Consider the following 21655-nt stretch of genomic DNA (forward strand, 5'->3'; position numbering starts at 1 on the left):
CGAACCGGCCACCCGCCAGCCGAATGATGTGTCTTGAGCAGGAAGGACTCAGCCGTGTTCCGCTGCGTCGCCATCGTCAACCGTGGTGAGGCCGCGATGCGCCTCATCCGAGCCGTTCGGGAGATAGTCGCCGAGACCGCGACAGCGATCGAGACCGTCNCCCTGTACACCGACGTCGACCGCACCGCGACGTTCGTGCGCGAGGCCGACAGGGCCTACTGTCTTGGCCCGGCCGCCGCGCGTCCCTATCTCGATCTGAGGGTCCTAGAGCGCGCGCTGGTGGAGACTGGGGCCGACGCCGCGTGGGTCGGCTGGGGCTTCGTCGCGGAGGACCCGGCGTTCGAAGAGCTTTGCGAGAGGCTCGGGGTCACCTTCATCGGGCCTAGTTCCGAGGCCATGCGTAAGCTCGGCGACAAGATCGGCGCGAAGCGGATCGCCGAGGAGGTCGGCGTGCCGGTCGCGCCGTGGAGCCGCGGTCCGGTCGAGAGCCTGGACGCCGCCCTGGCAGCGGCTGCCAAGATCGGTTATCCGCTTATGCTCAAGGCGGCCGCGGGCGGCGGCGGTCGGGGCATCCGTGTGATCAGGGACGAGTCCGAGCTTGTCAACGCCTTCGAGCGCACCAGGCAAGAGGCCGCGCGGGCGTTCGGCATCGATGTCATGTTCCTGGAGCGCCTAATTACTGGGGCCCGGCACGTCGAGGTCCAGGTGATTGCCGACGGCCAGGGCACCGCGTGGGCGCTCGGCGTCCGTGACTGCTCGGTGCAGCGGCGCAACCAGAAGGTAATCGAGGAGTCGGCCTCGCCGGTGCTCAGCCCGGAGCAGGCGGCCAACCTCAAGGCCGCGGCCGAGCGGCTGATCGTCGCGGTCGGCTACCGGGGCGCGGCGACCGTCGAGTTCCTCTACCATCCCGGCGACAAGCAGGTCACGTTTCTCGAGGTCAACNCCCGCCTGCAGGTCGAGCACCCGATCACCGAGGCCACAACCGGGTTCGACCTGGTCAAGGCCCAACTACACGTGGCCTCGGCCGGCCGGCTGCAGGGCGTGCGGCCGGTCGAGCGCGGACACGCCGTCGAGGCCCGGCTCAACGCGGAGGACCCCGACCGCGACTTCATGCCGTGCCCGGGCCACATCACGCGGCTGGAGCTGCCAGCCGGACCCGGCATCCGCGTCGACACTGGCTTCAGCGAGGGCGACACCATCCCGGCCGACTTCGACTCGATGATCGTGAAGATCATCGCCTACGGCCGCGATCGCGACGGGGCGCTGGGCCGGCTGCGCCGGGCGATTCAGGAGACCAAAGTGATCATCAAGGGTGGTGTCACGAACAAGAGCTTCCTGCTGGACCTGCTCAACCGGCCCGAGCTGATCGACGCCAGCGCGGACACCGGCTGGATCGACCGCGTCGGGGACGGGCTTGTCTCGCACCGGCACTCCGCCGTGGCCCTGGTGGCAGCGGCCATCGACGCGTACGAGGAGAAGGAGCACGTCGAGCGGCAGCGGCTGCTGTTGACGGCGTTCGGCGGACGCCCGCAGGTGCAGCACGACAGCGCTCGGCCGCTGGACCTCAAGTTGCGCGACGTCGGCTACCGGGCGCGCGTGGCGCGGCGGGGCCCGTGCCGGTTCCACGTCAGCCTCGAAGCGGGCGCCGACGTCCGCACCGCTGACGTCAAGATTGACCGCTTCGATCGGCACACCGGGCAGATCGTCGTCAACGGTGCCCGGTACCGGCTACTCGCCGACATCCACGGGCCCGTCCACCTGATCGAGGTGGACGGCGTCACCCACCGGGTCAGCCGCGACGAGGGCGACGTCGTCCGCTCGCCCATGCCTGCCATGGTTATCGCCACGCCGCTGGAGGTTGGCGCCGAGATCGAGGCGGGCGCACAAATCCTGGTGCTGGAGAGCATGAAAATGGAGACGGTGCTGCAGGCGCCGTTCAAGGCGCGGGNGAGGGAATACTTCGTCTCCGTGGGCAGCCAGGTAGAGGCGGGTGCGCCGCTGCTGCGGCTGGAGCCGATCGCCGGCGCCGAGGTCGAGGACAGCCCGGCCGCCGCGGCGGCCGGGCTGGACCTGCCGACCGCGCCCGAGGAGGTCCCGGCGCGTGAGCGCACCGCGCGCGGCCTGGAGGATCTGCGCGCTTTGCTGCTGGGCTTCGACCTGCACGATGAGCGCCAGGTGCTCCACGACTACCTCGCCGCGCGTCGGGCGGCCACCGAGGAGGGCCACCAGCCGCTGGCCAAGGAGCTAGAGATCATCGAAATATTCGCCGACCTGGCCGAGCTGAGCCGGAACCGGCCTGCCCGCATGGACGTCGGCGATGAGGGCCACCTGCGCAACCCTCACGAGCACTTCCACACCTACCTGCGCAGCCTCGACGTCGAGCGGGCCGGGCTACCGGAGGCGTTCCAGGCCAAACTGGCCAAGGCGCTCGGGCATTACGACGTCACCGACCTGAAACGCTCCCCCGAGCTCGAGGCCGCGGTGTTCCGGATCTTCCTCGCCCGGCAGCCCGCCACCGCCAAGGTGGCCGCCAAGGTAGTTGCGGCGCTGCTGGAATCGTGGCGGTGGGAGCCGCCGCCGGACAAGTCCGTGCACAAACCGGTGCGTCTGGCGCTGGAGCGGCTGGTGGCCGCCACGAAGGGCCACTTCCCCGTGGTTGCCGACCTCGCGCTCGACGTGATGTTCGCCTGGTTCCAGCATCAGCAGTTGCTGCGCCGTGCCCAGGAGCGCATCCGTATCTTCGAGCACCTGCTCCACCTGGACGCCTACCCGGACGCGCCGGATCGCACCGAGCGCATCGCCGAGATGGTGCGCAGCACCGAGCCGCTGGTGCCGCTGCTGGGCCAGCGGCTGCTGCGCGGCGACCGGGATAACACGGTCATACTGGAAGTGCTGACCCGCCGGTACTACGGCAACAAGGACCTCACCCACATCCGCGCCACCGAGTACGCCGGCTACCGGTTCTGGGTGGCCGAGCGCGCGGGCTCCAGGCTCGTCTCCTGCGCAGTTGGCTTCGACGCGCTGGACGCGGCGCTGGGTGGGCTTGCGGAGCTGGCAGGCGGCGAGCGCTCCGTCGATGCTGACATCTACCTGTCCTGGGAGAACCAGCCGGCGGACTCCGACGTGATGGCGGCCGCGCTGGGCGAGGCCGCCAGCGCGCACCCGCTGCCGCCCCAGGTGCGTCGGCTCACCATCACCATCACCCCGGAGGCAGCCGCACGATGACCCACCACTTCACGTTCCGGCCGTCGGACGCCGGGATGGCCGAGGAACGGCTGATCCGCGGCCTGCACCCGTGCATCGCGCAGCGGATGCAGCTGGAGCGGCTGAGCAAATTCGACCTCACCCGGTTGCCGTCGTCAGACGAGGATGTGTACCTCTACCAGTGCGTGGCGCGGGAGAATCCGTCGGATAACCGCTTTGTCGCGTTCATCCAGGTACGCGACCTGTTTAGGGAGCACGATCATGATGGCCAGCTGGTCGCGTTGCCAGCGGCCGAGGACGCCGTGGCCGCCTGCGTCGACTCGATCCGCCGCGCGCGGTCGCGGCGACCGTCGGACAAGCGTTTCAACACCAACCGGATCGTGGTCTACGTCTGGCCGCCGAGCGACATCACCCGCACCGAGCTGGAGATGATCGCTGAGCGTGTGCTGCTGATGACCGCGGACGCCGAGCTAGAGGAGATCCTGTTCATCGCCCAGCAGCGCAGCCCGCAGACCGGCGAGCTGTCTGAGATCGCCGTGTGTGTCTCCTTCAAGACCACGGGCGCCGAGCTGACCGTTGGCGAGCCTTCGGTCGAGCCGGTCGAGCCGATCGACGATTACCGGCTCAAGGTGCTACGCGCGAGCAACCGCAAGATGATGCACCCGTATGAACTGACCGACCTGCTCGGCGACTTCGTCGAGTACGACCTCGACGACAACTGCGCGCTGGTGCCGGTCGACCGGCCGAAGGGGCACAACACCGCGGCGATCGTCGTGGGTGTGGCCACCACCCCGACCAGGCTGCACCCGCAGGGTGTCACCAGGGTCGTACTGCTCAGCGACCCGACGAAGTCGCTCGGCGCACTGTCAGAGCCGGAGTGCCGCCGCGTGATCGCCGCACTGAACCTGGCCGAGCGGAGGCGGTTGCCGCTGGAATGGTACGCGCTGTCCTCCGGTGCCCGGATCTCCATGGAATCGGGCACGGAGAACATGGACTGGGTGGGCGCGGCACTCAAGCAGATCGTCGAGTTCACCCAGGCCGGCGGCGAGATCAACATCGTGGTCACGGGCATCACCGTCGGTGCGCAGCCGTACTGGAACGCCGAGGCGACGATGCTCATGCACACCAAGGGCATCCTGGTGATGATCCCGGACTCGACGATGGTGCTCACCGGCAAGCAGGCAGTGGATGTCTCCGGCGGCGTGTCGGCCGAGGACAACTTCGGCATTGGCGGCTACGACCGAGTGATGGGCCCGAACGGGCAGGGGCAGTATTGGGCGCCGAACCTGACCGCCGCCGTGGACATGCTGATGGCATACTACAACCACACGTATGTCGCCCCCGGCGAGGATGGTCCGCGGCGAGCGGAGACGAACGACCCCGTCGACCGCGACATCTCCGACTACCCTCACTCGGTGGCTGGCAGCGACTTCACCTCCGTCGGTGAGATCTTCTCCGCCGAGGCCAACCCGGACCGCAAGAAGCCCTTCGGCATCCGCCCTGTGATGGAGGCGCTGTCCGACCAGGACCACCCGGTGCNGGAACGCTGGAAGCACATGGAGAGCGCGGAGACCGCGGTGGTGTGGGACGTACACCTCGGCGGCATACCGGTATGCCTGATCGGCATCGAGTCGCGCGCTGTGCCGCGGCACGGTTTCCCGCCCACCGACGGCCCGGAAATCTATACTCCGGGCACGCTGTTCCCGCAGTCCTCGAAGAAGGTCGCACGGGCGATCAACGCGGCAAGCGGGAACCGGCCGCTGGTGGTGCTGGCGAACCTGTCGGGCTTCGACGGCTCGCCGGAGTCGATGCGCAAGCTGCAGCTGGAGTACGGCGCCGAGATCGGCCGCGCGATCGTGAACTTCCGCGGGCCCATTGTATTCTGCGTGATCTCGCGGTACCACGGTGGCGCGTTCGTGGTGTTCTCGAAGGCGCTGAACCCGAACATGACCGTGCTGGCGCTGGAGGGCTCGTTCGCCTCGGTTCTCGGCGGCGCTCCCGCCGCCGCGGTGGTATTCGCCCGCGAAGTCGACGCCCGCACCGCGGCCGACCCGCGGGTGCGCGGCCTGGAGGCCCGCGTCGCGGCTGCCACCGGCGCCGACCACACCGCGCTAACCGCGGAGCTCGACGAGCTCCGCGTCTCGGTCCACGCGGAGAAGCATCGCGAGATAGCCACGGAGTTCGACCGCCGGCACACTATCCAACGCGCGGTCGAGGTCGGCTCCGTCGACGCCGTCATCCCCCCCGCCGAATTGCGCCCGCGGGTCATCGAGGCCATCGAGGCATCAAAGCCCGTGGGCGCTGACCCCGAAAATGAGGTGAGGTGACGGCGCGCCGGGGCCCGGTGGCCGTCGAACGTGAGATCGAACGCGTTCAGAGCGGGGCGGTCCCAACCGATCGGTGCGGTCCCACCGCCCTGCCGACGCGTCTCGAACCGAGGGCAGCAATGCTTCCACCAGCTCCCATAGATCGTCCGGGACCAGTCGCACCGCGAGGCTGTTCTCCATTACATCCATGATCAGAGATGCACCCCGCGCACCCACACGAGACACGCTCTTATACGTCGCCATGACCACTTGATTCCGCCCTCAATGATCTGCCACTAACATATAGATGCTGACGCATCGACTCCTTGAGACCGCCCGGATAATCCGAATTATGTATTATCGCGGGCCGGGACTTCATCGATAATTTATCTTGATTGAGAAATTCGGATAATATTATTAATTGGATAAGCGATAGGATGAGCGATAGATGGATGAATTTTCTAGAATTTTCGCGGCCCTTGCAGACGCGACCCGTCGCAACATGGTCGAGCGACTTGTNAAAAATGACGCCACAGTAGGTGAGCTTGCCGAGCCGTATGAGATAAGTCTCCAGGCGGTCTCCAGGCACCTCAAGGTGCTTCAGGAAGCCGGCTTGATCCGCCGTCCTGGAGGTTGCCACCGCAGCCCGGTGCGTCTCGAAGAGGATGCGCTCGGCCCAGCGGCCCGATGGATCCAGGAATTTTACAGCTCTCGCCTCAGATTCAAGGACGACGATATCGCCGGAAATCTCACAGGGGTAGCTAACCCGGAGAAATTAATAGCTGTCCGGGAAAAGGAGGCGCTGACCGCGCTGGAGACCGCGCTGGAGACCGCGCTGGAGACCGTCTTCGGCAGAGCTGCAAGCCTGCCCGAAAAAGCCCTATAGCGTAAGTTGATCAGCGGTGTGTGTCCGACAGATACCGGATCCGCCCGGACCCCGGGTCGGCATGCTGCGCTTCGCGGCCTTGGCGGTCGCGGTCATCGCCGAGGACAGTGGCGCGGAGCATCGGGACGTCGCCCAGCAACGGGTGCGTCTTTTCTGAAAGCGTCATTTGTGTCTGATTGGAGTCAAGACATCCTGCCNTCGGCGAGTCCGGACCTTTACGGATGTTTCAGGCACTACCAGGTGTGATCGTCGCTGGTCAGCGGCTGGTTGACCGACCGAGGGAAGCACCGGCGGGGNGGGNCTTCGTCGCCGGGNTCGTCGACTGCCGTCCAGTTCGCGGGATCATGGGCGACGTTGGTGCCCTTGTCCCAGACAGGTCACGGAGGCCCTGCGGTGGCGGTTGCGGTGACGGTGGAGCGCGTCGGTGAGGACGGCGGCAGGGTCCCGCTGGACCCCGAGACCGCCGCTCTGCTCGCGGGTCCGATCGAGCGGTGCTCCTCGCTGATCGGCTGGGCGGTCGACGGCGCCGCCGCCCTGGATCACGGCGACCGGGAGAAGACGCTCGAGACGGACGGCCGCGAACTGCTGCGCACGCTGCTGGAGACCACGTTCGCCCTCGACGCCGCCCGCGAACAGCGCGTCAGCCACCTGGTGTCCGCGGCCGGGATCCGCCACGGCGGCGTCGAGAAGAGCCACGACCGGGGCGTGATCAGCGTCTTCGGCCCGGTCCGGGCGTCCCGGCTCGCCTACCGCAACCGGCGCGAGGCGAACCTCTACCCGGCCGACGCCCGCTGGGCGCTCGCCGACGACGCCTACTCGCTGGGGATCCGCGCCCTGGCGGCCTTCCACCTCGGGACCAGCGGCTACGGGCAGGCCCAGCAGGTCATCACCGCGAGGACCGGGGTCACCATCGGGCGCGCCCAACTCGCCCAGCTCGCCCACGACCTGGCCCGCTGGGTCAGCGACTTCTACGACCTGCGTGCCGCCACCGCGGGCGACCTCGCCGCCGGCGACGTGCTGATGACGCAGGCCGACGGCAAGGGCATCGCGCTGCGCCCCGAGCACCGCACCACCGCCAGGAGCGACGCCACCCATCCCGGGATCAAGAAGATGGCCGAGATCGTCGCCGTCACGACCTTCACTCCCGCCGTCCGCCAACCCGAGGACATCGCCGCCCCACCCGCCCGCCGCGCTGAACGCCCCGGACCCACCGCGCGCGACACGTGGGTCTCCGCGTCGATCACCGACGACATCCCCGCCGTGATCGGCCGGGCGTTCGACGAGGCCGACTGGCGCGACCCCCTGCACCTGCACCAGCGGATCTTCCTCGTCGACGGCAACAGGCAGCAGATCACCGCCATCGGCGAGCACGCGCGCACCCGCGGCCTGACCGTCCCGGTCATCATCGACTACATCCACGCCGCCGAATACGTCCGCAAGGCCGCCCGTCCAGCTCAACCGCGGGAAGACCCCCACCGAGGTCAGCGACTGGGGCGACGGGCAACTACTGCGCCTCCTGCACGGCCGCGCCAAGCCGGTCGCCGCCACCCTCGCCTCGCTCGCCGCGAAGNGGCGGAACAACCCGCGCACCCGCGACCAGGACCTCGCCGACGTCGACCGGGCCGTGACCTACCTGACCGACAACCACCAGCACATGCGCTACGACCAAGCCCTCGCCAACGGCTGGCCGATCGCCACCGGCCTCATCGAGGGCGCCTGCCGCCACATCATCGAAGACCGGTTCGGCCTGACCGGCGCCCGCTGGTCCCCCGACGGCGCCGAGGACATCCTCAAGCTCCGCGCCGTCGTCATCAACGGCGACCTCAACACCTACCTGACCTACTACAAGCAGCGCTACCTCACCGAGCACCACCTCGCCCGCTACGACCCCGCCAGCATCCCCGACCTCGGACTCCACCCTGCACGACCGGAATGACCCGGAATCACCAACCTCTCAAAAAGACGCACCCCCCAGCAACTCCTGCGCAGAGCCGCCGAACTCCAAGAGTAAACGGCGCGGGGGCCGAGGACTCGTCGTAGGGCGGCTCGTCTCACCGCGGGCCGCCCGCGGCTGGGTCGAACCGGACTACAAGCAGGTCAAACACGAACTGGGCTGGGCCGACTTCCAGGTCCGCTCCGCCACCGCGATCGCCCGCCACTGGACCCTGGTGAACTGCGCGTTCAGCCTGTGCTGGCACGACACCCCCGCCAAGCCGCCCGCACCCAGCCCAGCCGGCGACAGCCCGCACCCGGTCCGTCCTGGCACACCGCCCCGATGCCCCACACCCCGCGAACTGATCGACACGCTCGCCGCCGGACACCAGCTCTGCCTCTACCTACCCCCGTAGATCACAGATCACGAACTGCCCATCACAACAAACCACCGCCAGTTGCCTCGATGATATGCTAACATCTATAGCTGTCGATGCACCGACCTCTTGAGGCCGCCCGGATAATTCGCATGGTCAAAACTGAGACAGAAGATCTCTGGCCGTCTGCGCTCGCTCGCTGGGATCCGCCACTTCTGTGCTCTGCACAGCTATCTTCGACAGCCCGCAAGAACGGCCTCGGCGCGCTCGACGCCCTCGCTCGTCTCACCACGGGCCGCCCGTCGCTGCCCGAAAACAGCCCAGCCCTCACCGCCGCCGCGCAACCATCCGTCACTGTCAATCAAGCGGCACCTCTGGCCAGTTACATCTGAATATGTATTATTCGCAGGCNGAGACGCCCGATTGATCTTGATTGAGAAATTTTGATAATGTTGTTGATTGGGTACGATTATGACTGAATATTCCAAAATTTTCGCGGCTCTTGCAGACGCGACCCGTCGTAACATGGTCGAGCGACTTGTCGAAAATGACGCCACAGTCGGTGAGCTCGCCAAGCCGTATGGGATAAGCCTCCAGGCGGTCTCCAGGCACCTCAAGGTGCTTCAGGAAGCCGGCTTGATCCGCCGCCCTGGAGGTGGCCACCGCAGCCCGGTACGTCTCGAAGAGGATGCGCTCGGCCCAGCGGCCCAGTGGATCGAGGAATTTTACAACTCTCGCCTCAGATCCAAGAACAACGATATCACCGGAGAGATCATAAGGACAGCTAACCCGGCCCCGGGAGAATTCGTAGTTGTCCGAGAATTCCCGTTCCCCCTAAGGCAGCTGCACCGTATCCGAACGGATCCTGAGCTGTACGTGCAATGGATTGCGCCGCCTGAGACGCAGGTCAGGATCATGTTCTGGGACCCCAGACCTGGTGGACGTTGGCGCCTCCGTTTCATCGGGGACTCGAAGGTCGATATCTACGGCACCTTCCACGAGTACGACCCTGGCTGGATCGTGCAAATGTTTACAATTGGCAATAAAACCGACAATCTCGCAATCTCGAGCCAGCGGGCCAAGGATGTCGGCGGCGACGAAAGCAGGATGTCCTTCAAAGTGACGACCGACAATCTCGAGGTCTGGGCGGACTTCAGACGCCGCTGCTACCCCGAGACCGAAACCAACGCTTCCGATATCCACGGGGAGGTGGAGGCCGAGATCAAGGAAGCCTTCGGCAGAGCTGCAAGCCTGCCCGAAAGCGATGCAGCGTAAGTTGATCAGCGGTGTGTGTCCGACAGATACCGGATCCGCCCGGACCCCGGGTCGGCATGCTGCGCTTCGCGGCCTTGGCGGTCGCGGTCATCGCCGAGGACAGTGGCGCGGAGCATCGGGACGTCGCCCAGCAACTCCTGCGCAGAGCCGCCGAACTCCAAGAGTAAACGGCGCGGGGGCCGAGGGCTCGTCGTCTTCAGGGAAGGGCCTTCTCAATCCAGTCCCTGATCGTGGCGTGGCGGGANCCCAAGCGNCCCACNCCCGCGCCGACCAAGCTCTGAGCAGGGCCTCGTACTCGCCGGCCTCGTCAACGAGCCCGCCATTACACCCTCACCTGCCCTTCAGTCCCTGCGCCCGGTGACGACTCGGGCCGGGGTTCGACGACGGATCGGGCCGCGGGTGCGGCAGCGCGCTCGTCGACCGCCAGCCGTCGGCCGGTCCACCGGCGCAGACCGGTCGCGGCGAGCACGACGCCACCACCGACGGCGTAGGAATACACCCGCAAAGTCCACGCGTCACCGGGCAGATCCGTGAACAGCGAGACGTAGACGGGGTGCGCGGCCGCGGCGACGGCGAGCCATTCCAGCCGCCCGGCGATGACGGCGAGCGCCGCCAGCAGCACCCCGTACCAGGGCTGGACCGGGGTCGCGACAAGGAACGCGGCACCGACCAGCCACAGCGCGGCCCGTTCGACGGGAACCCGCTGTGGATCGGTCCGCAGCACGGCGACCGTGACCGCCGCCAGCAGGGTGGCCGCTGCCGCCTTCGCTGCGGATCCGTCCAGGTGCAGCAGCCCGGCGAGCAGGAGAAAGCGGCTGCCCTCCCCGTAGCCCTCGACGTCGAGGTACTGCGGGAGGAAGCCCAGCGCCTGTGTGCCGACGGCGAGGATGTGCGGCAGGTAGGACAGCACGACCACCCCGGCGGCGGCTCCGACGAGCGTGACGGGCCGGCGCCGGGCCGCCGCGGGCAGCAGCAACGCCGGGTACAGCTTCACCGCTACCGCGCCGCCGAGCAGCGCCCCGGCGACCCCCGTCCGCAGCGGGCGGGACCGGGCGGTGAGGACCGCCAGAGCGCTGAGCGCCAGCACGGCCCCGAGGACGTCGACGTGCGCATCGGAACCGATCTCCAGGCCGGCGAGCGGCGAGAACGCATAGAAGGCCGCGTGGCGCGGATCGCGGCCTCGCGCCACCAGCATCCGCATCATCAGCCCGACCAGCGCCAGGGACATCAGCGAGGCGTAGAGCTGGAGTTTGTGTTCGCGTGGCGGCCCCGGCAGGACATGAACGGCGGTGAAGTACGCCTGCGCCACCGGCGGGTAGATGGTGTGGGCGCGCGGGTAGTTCAGCCGGATGCAGTGCGGGCCGCGCCCGATCGCCGCGCATCCGGCCGGATCCGGGAACAGCCAGCGATCGCGCAGCCGGGCCAGTTCCGGAGCGAGCGGGCCGTACCGGTAGGGGTCGATCCCGGCGGCCTGGACCCGACCGTCCCAGGCGTAGCGGTACAGGTCGTCGGAGAGCTGCGGGCCGGTGGTGGCCGCTACGGCGTGGATGGCGACGATTCCGCCGAGCAGCATGGCGACGGCCAACCGGCGCGGGGCCGCGTGGACCAGCAGCGCGGCCGTGGCGACACCGAGCGCCCACCAGAGCATGACGGGGTAGAGCNCCCCTGCCCGGCCAGGCAGGTATCCCGGCGCCGCAAGGACGGCGCACTGCGTCGCGAGCAGACCCGCGAGCCCGACACCCGCCCCGACCAGGGCCAGGGCGGGCCTGAGGCGTGGCGCGGTGCGGGTTCTGGGCATGGTCCCGAGACTGGCAGGCGCAGCGCCGGCGCGGGAACACCGCGCCGGGCCTTCCTCGTTCCGTAATGCCGGTCCTCGGTCGCGAGTGGTCCCGGCGACCTACCGTGCATTCGTGCGACAGTTGCCCCGCTGGTTGCCCCGCCGGTTACCTCGTCTNCTGACCGAAAAGCTGCCGGAACCACCCCCGGTCCTGCGGCGCGGCCCCCTGCGCGAAAACGCATTCCCCAGTCGGCTGCACGATCCACGGATGGCGGCTCTCCTCGGAGTCTGGCTCGGGATCGCCTTCGGAACATGCTTTCTGACCGGGCTGGTATCGCATTTCATGCAGCATCCGCCGTCCTGGCTGGAATGGCCTTCCCGACCCGCCTGGCTGTACCGGGTGACCCAGGGCCTGCACGTGACCACCGGACTCGCGAGCGTCCCACTGCTGCTGGCGAAGCTGTGGACGGTGTATCCGCTGTTGTGGGAATGGCCCCCGATCCGTTCCGTCGCCCATGCGGTGNAGCGGATGACGATCGTGCCGTTGATCGCAGGGGCGATCTTCCAGCTCAGCACGGGCATCGCGAACATCGCGCAGTGGTACCGGTTCCACTTCTTCTTCACCGTGACCCATTACTGGGTCGCCTGGATCACGATCGGCGCGCTGGTCCTCCACATCGTCGCGAAGCTCACCGTCATCCGGGCGAATGTGGGCCGTCGNCGCCATGAGCGCGCGCACCTGGCCGCCGCCACCATGGCCACCACCACCATGGCCGGCGCCGCCCCGGGGACGGGCGGTCTGACGCGGCGCGGCCTCGGCCTCGCGACGGGGACCGCCGCCGGGGTGATCGTGGCGACGACCGCCGGTCAGTCGGTTCCGGGCCTGGCCCGGCTGGACCTGCTCGCGCCGCGGCGGCCCGACATCGGCCCGCAGGGGCTCCCGGTGAACCGCACGGCGCGAGCCGCGCGGGTCACCTCCCTCGCCCGTGACCCCGGGTACCGGCTGGAGGTGGTCGGTCCGCGCCGGGTGGTGTACACCATCGAGGAGCTGCACGCGCTGCGTCGGTACAGCTCGAAGCTGCCGATCACCTGCGTCGAGGGATGGGCCGCGGACGCCACCTGGCACGGGCCGCGGCTGCGGAATCTACTGGACGCCGCCATGATCCCCGCCGACGCGACGGTCCGGGTCGAGTCCCTCGAGGCCCGCGGGGGCTACCGGGCAAGCGACGTCAACCCCTCGCACGCCCGGGACTCGTTGACCCTGCTCGCGACCGGAGTGAACGGCGCCGACCTCGACCTCGATCACGGTTATCCGGCCCGGCTCATCGCGCCGAACCGGCCCGGGGTCCTCCAGACGAAATGGGTACATCGGGTGGTGATGGTATGAACGCCGTCGTGCTGCGCGGTGTCGCGGTGGCGGCCGGGCTGGCCGCGATCGGTTACGGGGTCGACGGCGTGCTCACCCACCAGCAGGCCACCCGGCCGCCGAACACCGTGGTCTGGCTGATCGGCGGGGTCCTGGTCCATGACGCGTTGCTCGTGCCCGCGACGATGCTCGTCGGCTTCCTGCTCACCCGGTTGGTCCCACCGCCCTACCGGTCCGTCGCACAGGGCGCACTGCTGGTGAATGCGGCGGTCGCCCTGTCGTCGCTACCGCTGTGGCGTGGCTACGGCGGGGACCCTGGGAACCCGACGGTGAACCCGCTGCCGTACGGACGCAACCTCGCGCTCGTTCTCGCAGTGGTCTGGGCCGGCGCGGCGGCCCTCATGGTGAGTCGGGCGGTCCGCGCCCGGCGGGGAATCATCCAGTCGGGAGACGCCGGCGCAGCGCGGCGAAGTGCCGACCGGCGTCGCACCAGGTCCGGGTGATCAGCAGTCCGGCGTCCGGCGCGATGCCGGTCAGATCGTCCCCGTCCACCAGGCACCAGGAGAAGGGCCGCGACACCCGGCCGGTCGCGTCCTCCAGCCGGACCCGCATCGGACCGGTCTGGGTGCCCGGCGGTTCGAGTTCGACGAGCACCCGGCCGGAGGGGGCGAGGAGTTCCCCGGCCCGGCGCAACAACCGGGTCGGGTCGCCGCCGATGCCGATGTTTCCGTCGGCAAGCAGCAGCGCGACCCATCGTCCCTCGGCAGGCACCCGGCCGAACACGTCCCGCCGTAGTGCCGGCACACCGGCCCGCCGGGTAAGGTGCACCGCGAACGGCGCGACGTCGATGCCGAGGGCCGGCACCCCGCGGGCCGCGAGCGCGGCCGCGAGCCGGCCGGGCCCGCAGCCGACGTCGAGGGTCGGGCCGCCGCAGTGACGCAACAACGACAGATCCCCGGGGGACAGCGCCCCGGTGGACCAGGTGGACCAGGTGGGCGGGGTCGACGCCGCCGGGGACAGGGTGCCACGCCAGCGGTTCACCGGCAGCGGGTCGCGTCGCCCGTCGGGACGGCGCATCCACAGCTGTCCACCGGCGGAGCGCAGTCCCGCCTCGTAGACGGTCGTCGGTCCCCACCGGCCGTCGGGGACGCCGGTCAACACGCGGTGGCCCGGCCGGCGGCGATGCGATCCCCGTGCGTGGCGCGCAGCGCCGCGGCGAAGCGTCCACCGGGCGCGAGCCGGGCGACCGCGTCGGCGTCGGCCATGGTGTCGACGTCACGCACCGTCGGCAGGGTTGTGACCGTCAGGCCGGCTTCGGACAGGCGGGCCCGCTGCCGTGCGCCGGTGTCCGGGCGCGAGGTCGGCACGCCACGGAGAAGATCGCCGTCGGGGGNGGTCAGGCCGAGTGCCCACCATCCCCCGTCCGCGGCGGGACCGAACACCGCGTCGGTCGCGTGCAGCGCGTGGCAGGCGGAGGCGAGCAGGGCTGCGGTCACCTGGGGAGTGTCCATCCCGATGAGCAGGGTCGGCTCGGTGCCGGCGTCGAAGGCGGCGGCGAGCCGGACGTCGAACGGCCCCGACACCTGCGGCATCACTTCGATCGCGATTCGTCCGCCCGGGGTTCGTCCGCCCGGGGTTCGTCCGGCCGGGATTCGTGCGAACGAGGTCTCCAGCCATGGGCCGACCGCGCCGTCGAGGACGAGGACCGGGCGCAGTGCGTCGAACCCGGGCAGGCGAGTCAGCTCCTCAACCGCGGCCAGCGTGTCCGCGAGCGCGGCCGCCGCGACGGCCGCCGCCTGGTCCGGGCGCAGGGGCGGCGTGAGGCGGGTCTTGACCCGCCCAGGTACCGGCTCCTTCGCCATCACGAGCAGCCTCACCGGAGGCTCGCCAACAGGGCGGACATGTCCCGGGCCGTCCGGGCGGCGCCGAGCGGTGTCCCGGTCACCTTGGAGCGCCCGACCCGAGGGGTGTAGGCCACGTCGGTCTCGACTATCCGCCAACCGGCCTGGGCCGCCCGCAGCAGCAGTTCCAGCGGATAGCCGAACCGGCGGTCGGCGACGGGCAGTCGGAGCAGGTCCTCCCGGCGGGCCACCCGCATCGGGCCCAGATCATGGACGGGAACGCCGTGCCGGCGCAGCCGCCCGGCGACCACCGCGTTCCCGAGTCGGGCGTGCGGCGGCCAGGCCCGCATCGAGGTCGGGCGACGGCGACCGAGAACCAGATCGGCCCGGCCGGCCAGCAACTGCGTGACGAGACCGGGAAGCTCGGCGGGGTCGAGGGATGCGTCCGCGTCGCACACGCCGACCACGTCGGCGTCCGCAGCGAGCAGCCCGGCGTGCNCGGCGGCGCCGTAGCCGCGCTCGGGCACGTCAACGACGACCGCCCCGCGTTCCAGCGCCACCTGGCGGGAGCCGTCGCGCGATCCGTTGTCCGCGACGATCGGCCGATAGTCGACGGGCATCCGGTCCAACACCCAAGGTAACGCCCCGGCCTCGTCCAGGCAGGGCAGGACGACGTCGACGGAGGCCCCGATCCCACTACGTTGCGTGAACATGATCGGGACTGTAGTGCCGTCCGCGCGTGATCAACCCTTACGAAACAAGGAATGCCCGGGTCCCGTCCGGCGGCTCGGCACGGACACGACGACGAGCACGACGAGCACGACGAAGCGGAGCATTACGAAGCGGAGACATCCGAACCGATCATGGCCGGGACGGCCGTCGCCTTACCTATCGTGGCTGGGTGGCCCGTGTGCTCGTCGTTGACGACGACGCCCTCGTCTCCGAGGTGGTTGACCGCTACCTGCGCAACGCCGGCTTCGACGTCGACCGCGCCGCGGACGGACCCACGGCCCTGCGGGTGGCCGAGACAACCCCACCGGACCTCGTCGTCCTCGACCTGATGCTGCCCGGTCTCGATGGCATCGAGGTGTTCCGCCGGCTCCGGGCGCACCGACCGGTACCAGTGATCATGCTGACCGCACGTGCCGACGAGTCGGATCGCATCACCGGTCTGGAGATCGGCGCCGACGACTACGTGACCAAGCCGTTCTCGCCGCGGGAGCTGACCCTGCGCGTGCAGTCGGTGCTGCGGCGGGCGAACGAGACGGNGCCGGGCGCGGAAGCCGGCGTCCTGCGGGCCGGCACCCTCGTCGTCGACGCGGCCGCGCGGACCGCCACCCGGCACGGGGTTCCGCTCGGGCTGACGGTGCGCGAGTTCGATCTGCTGGCCTTCCTGCNGCGCCGGCCCGGCCGGGCCTTCACCCGGGGCGAGCTGCTCGAACACGTGTGGGGATGGAGCTATGGCGACCCCTCGACGGTCACCGTGCACATCCGTCGACTGCGGGAGAAGATCGAGGATGATCCGACCGCGCCCCGGATGCTTGTCACGGTGTGGGGGGTCGGGTACCGCTACGATCCCGGCACCCCGCGCCCCGACAGCACCCCGCGCCCCGACAGCACCCCCACCGGACAGGTGGCGGCACCGGACGAGGGACGACACCGAGGATGAGACCCGAGGCGGTGCGGCGGGACGACGACCCCACGGGCGGGCTGCGAGCGAGAGCGAGGCCCCGATGAACGCCGACCTGGAGGNCATGGGGATCGCGCTCGGCTGTTCGACGGCGGCCGCGCTCACCGGCCTGCCGTTGCTGCGGGCGCTCCGGAGGCGGCCATTGTGGGCGACAGCAGCGTCATTGAGCGTGATACCGGTCGTCGCGGTGACGGTGGGGGTCGCCGGCACGGCACAGGCAATGTTCCTCTCCGATCATGACTTGCGGGTCGTGCTCATCGTGGTGGTCGTGTCGGCGGTGGTGGCGTCGGCATCCGCGGTGCGCCTGGGTGGCCCGGTCGTGGCGGCGATCGGGACGCTGACCCGGGCGACGGCGGCCCTGGGCGAGCCGGGCTATCACGGCGCCGACCGTGTTCCGACCGCCGAGCTCGGCGCGCTGGCGACGACCCTGGACGCGACCCATGTCCGCCTCGTCGAGGCGCGGGAACGGGAACGGGCACTGGAGGCAAGTCGCCGCGAGCTGGTGGCCTGGATCAGTCATGACCTGAGAACCCCGCTCGCGGGAATCCGGGCGACGGCCGAGGCCCTGCAGGACGGCCTGGTCACGGACGCCGAGACGACGGCCCGCTACCACCGGCTGATGCTCGCCGACGCCGAGCGGCTGACCGGCATGGTCGACGACCTGTTCGAACTGGCCCGGCTGCAGGCCGGTGCGCTGCGGCTGAGCCTGGAGAAGGTGCGCGTCGCCGACGTCGTCTCGGACGCGATCGCCGCGGTGGACCCGATCGCGCGGGCCAAGGGAGTCGTCGTCAACGGGCGGGCCGACCACGCCGGGTACGTTGACGCCGACGCGGCCGAGGTGGGGCGCGTGCTGACCAATCTCCTCGTCAACGCCATCAGGCACACCCCCGACGACGGAACGGTGGAGATCACCGCTACCGCGGACGCCGACCGGGCGGTCTTCGCCGTGGCGGACCGGTGCGGCGGCATCCCGCAGGAGGAGCTGCCCCGCGTGTTCGACCTCGGATTCCGGGGCGAGTCGGCCCGGACCCCCGGTGGTGACGACCATCCGCACCAGCCACGGATGCGGTCGGGGATCGGCCTCGCGATCGTCCGTGGCATCGTCGAGGCGCACGGGGGCGACGTCACCGTGCACAACCATCGGGAGGGCTGCCGCTTCGTCGTCGCGCTCCCCACGTCCTGACGTCCGGACGCCGCCCGGGGTTGCGACGGCACGGGCCGGGCCGGGCTGGAGACGTTCCGTGGTTCGTAAGATCCGGCGCGTCCCGGCACCGTTNGCGTCAGCGTCATGCGGGTTCTCGTCACCGGTGGCGCCGGCTTCATCGGTTCTCACGTTGTTGACGCGCTGGTCGCGGCGGGCGACGAGGTCAGGATCCTCGACGCCCTGCTTCCGGCGGTGCACCGGACGAAGCCCCAGGTCAACAACGCCGCCGAGATGATCGTTGGGGACGTGACCGATCGGGACCAGGTCGCCGAGGCACTGAGCGGGATCGATGTCGTATGCCACCAGGCCGCCATGGTGGGTCTGGGGGTTGATCTGGACGACCTTCCGGCGTATGCCACGAACAACGATCTCGGCACCGCGGTCCTGCTCGCGGCGATGGCCCGCGCCGGGGTGGGGCGACTGGTCCTGGCGAGCTCCATGGTGGTCTACGGCGAGGGTGGTTACCGCTGCCCGACGGACGGACCAGTGCGCCCCGGACCACGGCAGGCCGCCGAGCTGGACGCGGGCCGTTTCGAGCCGCCGTGCCCACGGTGCCACCGGCCGCTCGCGCCCATCGTGGTCCACGAGGACGCCCCCCTGGATCCCCGCAACGCGTACGCGGCGACCAAGGTCGCCCAGGAGCATCTCGCGGCGGCGTGGGCGGCGGAAACCGGCGGAACCGCCGTGGCACTGCGCTACCACAACGTCTACGGTCCGCGGATGCCCCGGGACACCCCCTACGCCGGCGTCGCGTCGATCTTCCGCAGTGCGCTGGAACACGGGCGGGCCCCGCGGGTCTTCGAGGACGGCCGGCAGCTGAGGGATTTCGTGCACGTCCACGACGTCGCGCGGGCTAACCTGCTGGCGTCCGGCCAGCCGCAGGCACCTGGCCGGCTGGTTCCCCTCAACATCGGCTCCGGTGATCCCCACACCGTCGGGGACATGGCGGACGCGCTGGCTCGTGCCTTCGGCGGTCCGAGGCCCGTCGTGACCGGCNCCTCCCGGGTCGGCGACGTCCGCCATATCGCAGCCTCCTCGGCCCGAGCAGGCGATCTTCTCGGCTACNGGCCGCGGGTCGACTTCGCCGAGGGGATGCGGGCCTTTGCCCATGATCCGCTGCGGGACTGAGATTCTCCCCGGGTCCGCAATCCTCCCCGGGCCCGCTCGGGGCAGACCCACGAAGGACTAATCCCCGCCGACCATCTTCATGAGATCGAAGATGCATCCGCCGAACACGCTGCCCGTGAACGCTGCCCGTGAACGTGCAGGACGCGAACGTCACGTCAAAGAACGAGCACCGAATGAAGGTGCAGGTGGTGAAAGCAGTGTCCGAATAGACTGATGCGCTAAACCGGACCCCCGGAAAGTGCACTCGGTCAAATCCACCGCACGAAGAAAACATGATCATAGCTCTGGCCAGACCGATCCCCGCCGTCGGGGCCCAGGGACCGGGTGGTCGTCCGCGTCCGCGGGGCCGGTTCGCCGTATTTCCGTTCGGCCCTGCGCCGCCGCCTTCCGGTCAGACACGATCTTCAGTGCCCACCCATGGTCGCACTCCGAACTGGGCGTATCACTCGACGAGGCATCAATCGCCCACGAATTGTGTTGCATGCCACATGTCCCGTCGATGCTATCCGGCGACAGGAGGTGACGATAAACACGATCCCATCTCGGATATACGGCGGAAAATAGTAGCCGGGGGCCGGCACCATCAGGTATATGGTCTTCGCGGCGCCAAGGGGCACCGCCGGAGTCAAGAGGCTGAGCGGAGAAGGATCGTGACCACGGACAGCGCCCAGACAGGGCAGGCCGGCGAACCGGAACGGCTCGAGGAGCGAAGCACCTCCCCGCACCGAGTAGTGATCATCGGGTCTGGCTTCGGAGGTCTGTTCACCGCGCAGGCCCTCCGCAAAGCACCGGTCGAGGTCACTCTCGTCGCGAAGACGACGCACCATCTGTTCCAGCCGCTGCTCTACCAGGTGGCGACGGGTATCCTGTCCGAGGGCGAGATCGCCCCGACCACCCGTGAGGTACTGAGCCGGCAGGACAACGCGCAGGTCGTCCTCGGCGAGGTGACCACCATCGACGTGAACGCAAGAACGGTCACGTCCCAGTTGCTGGGTCGCACGACCGTGCACCACTACGACAGCCTCGTCGTCGCCGCGGGCGCGGGCCAGTCGTACTTTGGCAACGACCATTTCGCCACGCACGCCCCGGGCATGAAGAGCATCGACGACGCGCTCGAGCTGCGCGGCCGGATCTTCGGGATGTTCGAGCTCGCCGAGGCGTCCACCGATCCCGCGGACGTGGAGCGGTTGCTGACCTTTGTCGTCGTCGGGGCGGGCCCCACCGGCGTGGAGATGGCCGGGCAGATCGCGGAACTCTCGCGCCGGACCCTGCGGCGGGACTTCCGCAGCATCGACCCCGCCAAGGCCCGAGTCATCCTGCTGGACGCCGCACCCGCCGTCCTGCCGCCGTTCGGCGAGCGGCTCGGCGCGAAGGCGGCCGACAAGCTGACCAAGATCGGCGTCGATGTGCAGCTGGGCGCCAAGGTCGTCAATGTCGACGCGACCGGCATCGACGTCGAGGACAGCGACGGCACCCGCCGGCGCATCGACTCGGTCTGCAAGGTCTGGGCCGCCGGCGTTGCCGCGAGCCCGCTGGGCCGACAGCTCGCCGAGCAGACCGGTGCGGGGCTCGACCGCGCCGGCCGCATCGAGGTGCTGCCCGACCTGACCCTGCCGGGTCATCCGGAGGTGTTCGTCATCGGGGACATGGCGAGCCTCAACCGGCTGCCCGGCGTGGCGCAGGTCGCGATCCAGGGCGGCCGGCACGCCGCCAAGGAGATCCAGGCCTGGGTCGCCGGCAAGCAGACGGGCCGGCCGTTCGAATACCATGACAAGGGCAGCATGGCCACCATCTCGCGGTTCAGCGCGGTGGCGAGCATTGGCAAGGTGCAGTTCAGCGGCTTCTTCGCCTGGCTCGTCTGGCTGGCCGTGCACCTCGTCTACATCATCGGGTTCAAGCACCGGCTGACCACCCTGCTTCACTGGACGGTGAGCTTCATCGGCCGGGGCCGGTCGGAACGTACCGTCACCGAGCAGCAGATCTTCGCCCGGGTCGCGGTCCAACGCCTCGGAACGGACTTCGCGCCCTCCCTGCCCCCGCACGCGAGTCAGGAGGCGCCGTCCTGGACGGGGGCCCGGACGATCGTGCCGATGCAGCCGCAGGCCAAGGGCGAGGGCAAGGGCGAGGACAGCCGGCAACCGTCCCGGGTCTAGCGCGTAGCGCGGATCCGGCCTTCCACGTGGTTCGCACCACGCTCGCATGTTGCTCACATCTCGCTGTCGCATCGTGGGCTCCGACCGCGTGCCGCCGTGGCGCGCGGCGCCCGGCCGATCGCCGCCGCTCAGGGCCGACGACCGGTTCGCGGCGTAGTGACGCGACGCGGAAGGACGACACAGATGCGCAGCTTCCTGACCGGACGATGGGGTGCTGGGGTCGCCGCAGCGGGTCTGCTTGGGCTCGGGTTGGGGGTCGGGCTCGGGTTCGGCGGGACAGCCGCATCCGCNGCCTCGGACCGGACTGCCAGCGCAGCAGCCACCCCAGCCGACCACACGTTCCTGGGCGACCATCCGCGACTCGCCGAGGCCCGGCTGCGTTCCCACGACGGGCTGCNTCCCCATGGCGGCATCTGGGCCGGCGGCGGCGTACACGGTGAGGCAACGGTCAAAACCGGCAAGGGCTTCCAGGTAGTGGCGGGGNAACGCGGGAANNNGACNGCGGNGANNNNCNCC

General features: G+C 69.5%; 16 protein-coding genes and 2 pseudogenes (1 of these 18 only partly in view). 13 read left to right on the forward strand and 5 right to left on the reverse strand.

Annotated features, from left to right (window positions below):
• Positions 1-54: 54 nt before the first annotated feature.
• From CED_RS25910 to CED_RS24520, 3 genes and pseudogenes are all read left to right on the forward strand, one after another.
• Positions 55-5531: pseudogene (locus CED_RS25910) on the forward strand (carboxyl transferase domain-containing protein).
• A 427-nt stretch (positions 5532-5958) separates the two neighbouring features.
• A complete protein-coding gene (locus CED_RS21930; protein WP_011435438.1) occupies positions 5959-6396 on the forward strand; it encodes a helix-turn-helix transcriptional regulator in 438 nt (145 codons plus the stop codon).
• A gap of 16 nt (positions 6397-6412) precedes the next feature.
• On the forward strand, positions 6413-6553 hold the full coding sequence (locus tag CED_RS24520; RefSeq protein WP_157902460.1) for a hypothetical protein: 141 nt from the start codon (positions 6413-6415) through the stop codon (positions 6551-6553).
• Between the two features lie 185 nt (positions 6554-6738).
• Here CED_RS24520 and CED_RS00070 read toward each other — a convergent pair whose 3' ends face one another.
• The gene (locus CED_RS00070; RefSeq protein ID WP_139341523.1) at positions 6739-7815 is read right to left on the reverse strand and encodes a hypothetical protein; all 1077 of its coding nucleotides are present in this window, start codon (positions 7813-7815) and stop codon (positions 6739-6741) included.
• 205 nt (positions 7816-8020) lie between these two features.
• Between CED_RS00070 and CED_RS21795 the strand changes: the two genes are divergently transcribed.
• The 3 genes from CED_RS21795 (at position 8021) to CED_RS24525 (ending at position 10147) form a co-directional block, all read left to right on the forward strand.
• A complete protein-coding gene (locus CED_RS21795; RefSeq protein WP_063613394.1) occupies positions 8021-8332 on the forward strand; it encodes a hypothetical protein in 312 nt (103 codons plus the stop codon).
• Positions 8333-9176: 844 nt separating this feature from the next.
• The gene (locus tag CED_RS24135) at positions 9177-9980 is read left to right on the forward strand and encodes a metalloregulator ArsR/SmtB family transcription factor (RefSeq protein ID WP_084680657.1); all 804 of its coding nucleotides are present in this window, start codon (positions 9177-9179) and stop codon (positions 9978-9980) included.
• Between the two features lie 11 nt (positions 9981-9991).
• Positions 9992-10147 (forward strand): hypothetical protein, encoded by a 156-nt coding sequence (locus CED_RS24525; RefSeq protein ID WP_160323931.1) that lies wholly within the window; start codon positions 9992-9994, stop codon positions 10145-10147.
• A gap of 155 nt (positions 10148-10302) precedes the next feature.
• Here the strand turns inward: CED_RS24525 and CED_RS00090 are convergent, their stop codons facing one another.
• Positions 10303-11778: a glycosyltransferase 87 family protein gene (locus CED_RS00090; protein ID WP_035908023.1), complete on the reverse strand. Its 1476-nt coding sequence runs from the start codon at positions 11776-11778 to the stop codon at positions 10303-10305.
• A gap of 247 nt (positions 11779-12025) precedes the next feature.
• Between CED_RS00090 and CED_RS00095 the strand changes: the two genes are divergently transcribed.
• Both CED_RS00095 and CED_RS00100 read left to right on the forward strand, forming a co-directional pair.
• On the forward strand, positions 12026-13144 hold the full coding sequence (locus CED_RS00095; RefSeq protein ID WP_235186818.1) for a molybdopterin-dependent oxidoreductase: 1119 nt from the start codon (positions 12026-12028) through the stop codon (positions 13142-13144).
• Entirely contained in the window at positions 13141-13626 is a 486-nt protein-coding gene (locus tag CED_RS00100) for a hypothetical protein (protein ID WP_235186819.1), read from the forward strand. Before CED_RS00095 ends, CED_RS00100 begins: the two co-directional genes overlap by 4 nt.
• Here CED_RS00100 and CED_RS00105 read toward each other — a convergent pair.
• The 3 genes from CED_RS00105 to CED_RS00115 form a co-directional block, all read right to left on the reverse strand.
• On the reverse strand, positions 13559-14284 hold the full coding sequence (locus tag CED_RS00105) for a methyltransferase domain-containing protein (protein ID WP_011435433.1): 726 nt from the start codon (positions 14282-14284) through the stop codon (positions 13559-13561). The two genes, CED_RS00100 and CED_RS00105, sit on opposite strands and share 68 nt — an antisense overlap.
• Complete coding sequence (locus CED_RS00110; protein WP_035908245.1) at positions 14278-14985, reverse strand: DUF2064 domain-containing protein; 708 nt, start codon at positions 14983-14985, stop codon at positions 14278-14280. Before CED_RS00110 ends, CED_RS00105 begins: the two co-directional genes overlap by 7 nt.
• Before the next feature lie 11 nt (positions 14986-14996).
• Complete coding sequence (locus CED_RS00115; protein WP_035908027.1) at positions 14997-15677, reverse strand: glycosyltransferase family 2 protein; 681 nt, start codon at positions 15675-15677, stop codon at positions 14997-14999.
• A gap of 197 nt (positions 15678-15874) precedes the next feature.
• On the opposite strand from CED_RS00115, the gene CED_RS00120 reads away from it, so the two are divergent.
• The 5 genes and pseudogenes from CED_RS00120 to CED_RS00140 form a co-directional block, all read left to right on the forward strand.
• A complete protein-coding gene (locus CED_RS00120) occupies positions 15875-16633 on the forward strand; it encodes a response regulator (protein ID WP_369807763.1) in 759 nt (252 codons plus the stop codon).
• Positions 16634-16697: 64 nt separating this feature from the next.
• Complete coding sequence (locus tag CED_RS00125; protein WP_035908032.1) at positions 16698-17837, forward strand: sensor histidine kinase KdpD; 1140 nt, start codon at positions 16698-16700, stop codon at positions 17835-17837.
• A gap of 105 nt (positions 17838-17942) precedes the next feature.
• Entirely contained in the window at positions 17943-18986 is a 1044-nt protein-coding gene (locus CED_RS00130) for an SDR family NAD(P)-dependent oxidoreductase (RefSeq protein ID WP_035908035.1), read from the forward strand.
• 650 nt (positions 18987-19636) lie between these two features.
• On the forward strand, positions 19637-21139 hold the full coding sequence (locus CED_RS00135; RefSeq protein WP_011435427.1) for an NAD(P)/FAD-dependent oxidoreductase: 1503 nt from the start codon (positions 19637-19639) through the stop codon (positions 21137-21139).
• A 183-nt stretch (positions 21140-21322) separates the two neighbouring features.
• Positions 21323-21655 (forward strand): annotated as a pseudogene (locus CED_RS00140) (hypothetical protein) (it continues 186 nt past the right edge of the window).

Origin of the sequence: Frankia sp. CeD, from assembly GCF_000732115.1 — a bacterium.
GTDB lineage: Bacteria > Actinomycetota > Actinomycetes > Frankiales > Frankiaceae > Frankia > Frankia casuarinae.

Excerpts from the sequence above, each read along its gene's own strand:
- CED_RS24135 (WP_084680657.1), top strand. The coding sequence starts at position 9,177 with ATGACTGAATATTCCAAAATTTTCGCGGCTCTTGCAGACGCGACCCGT.
- CED_RS00100 (WP_235186819.1), top strand. The coding sequence starts at position 13,141 with ATGAACGCCGTCGTGCTGCGCGGTGTCGCGGTGGCGGCCGGGCTGGCC.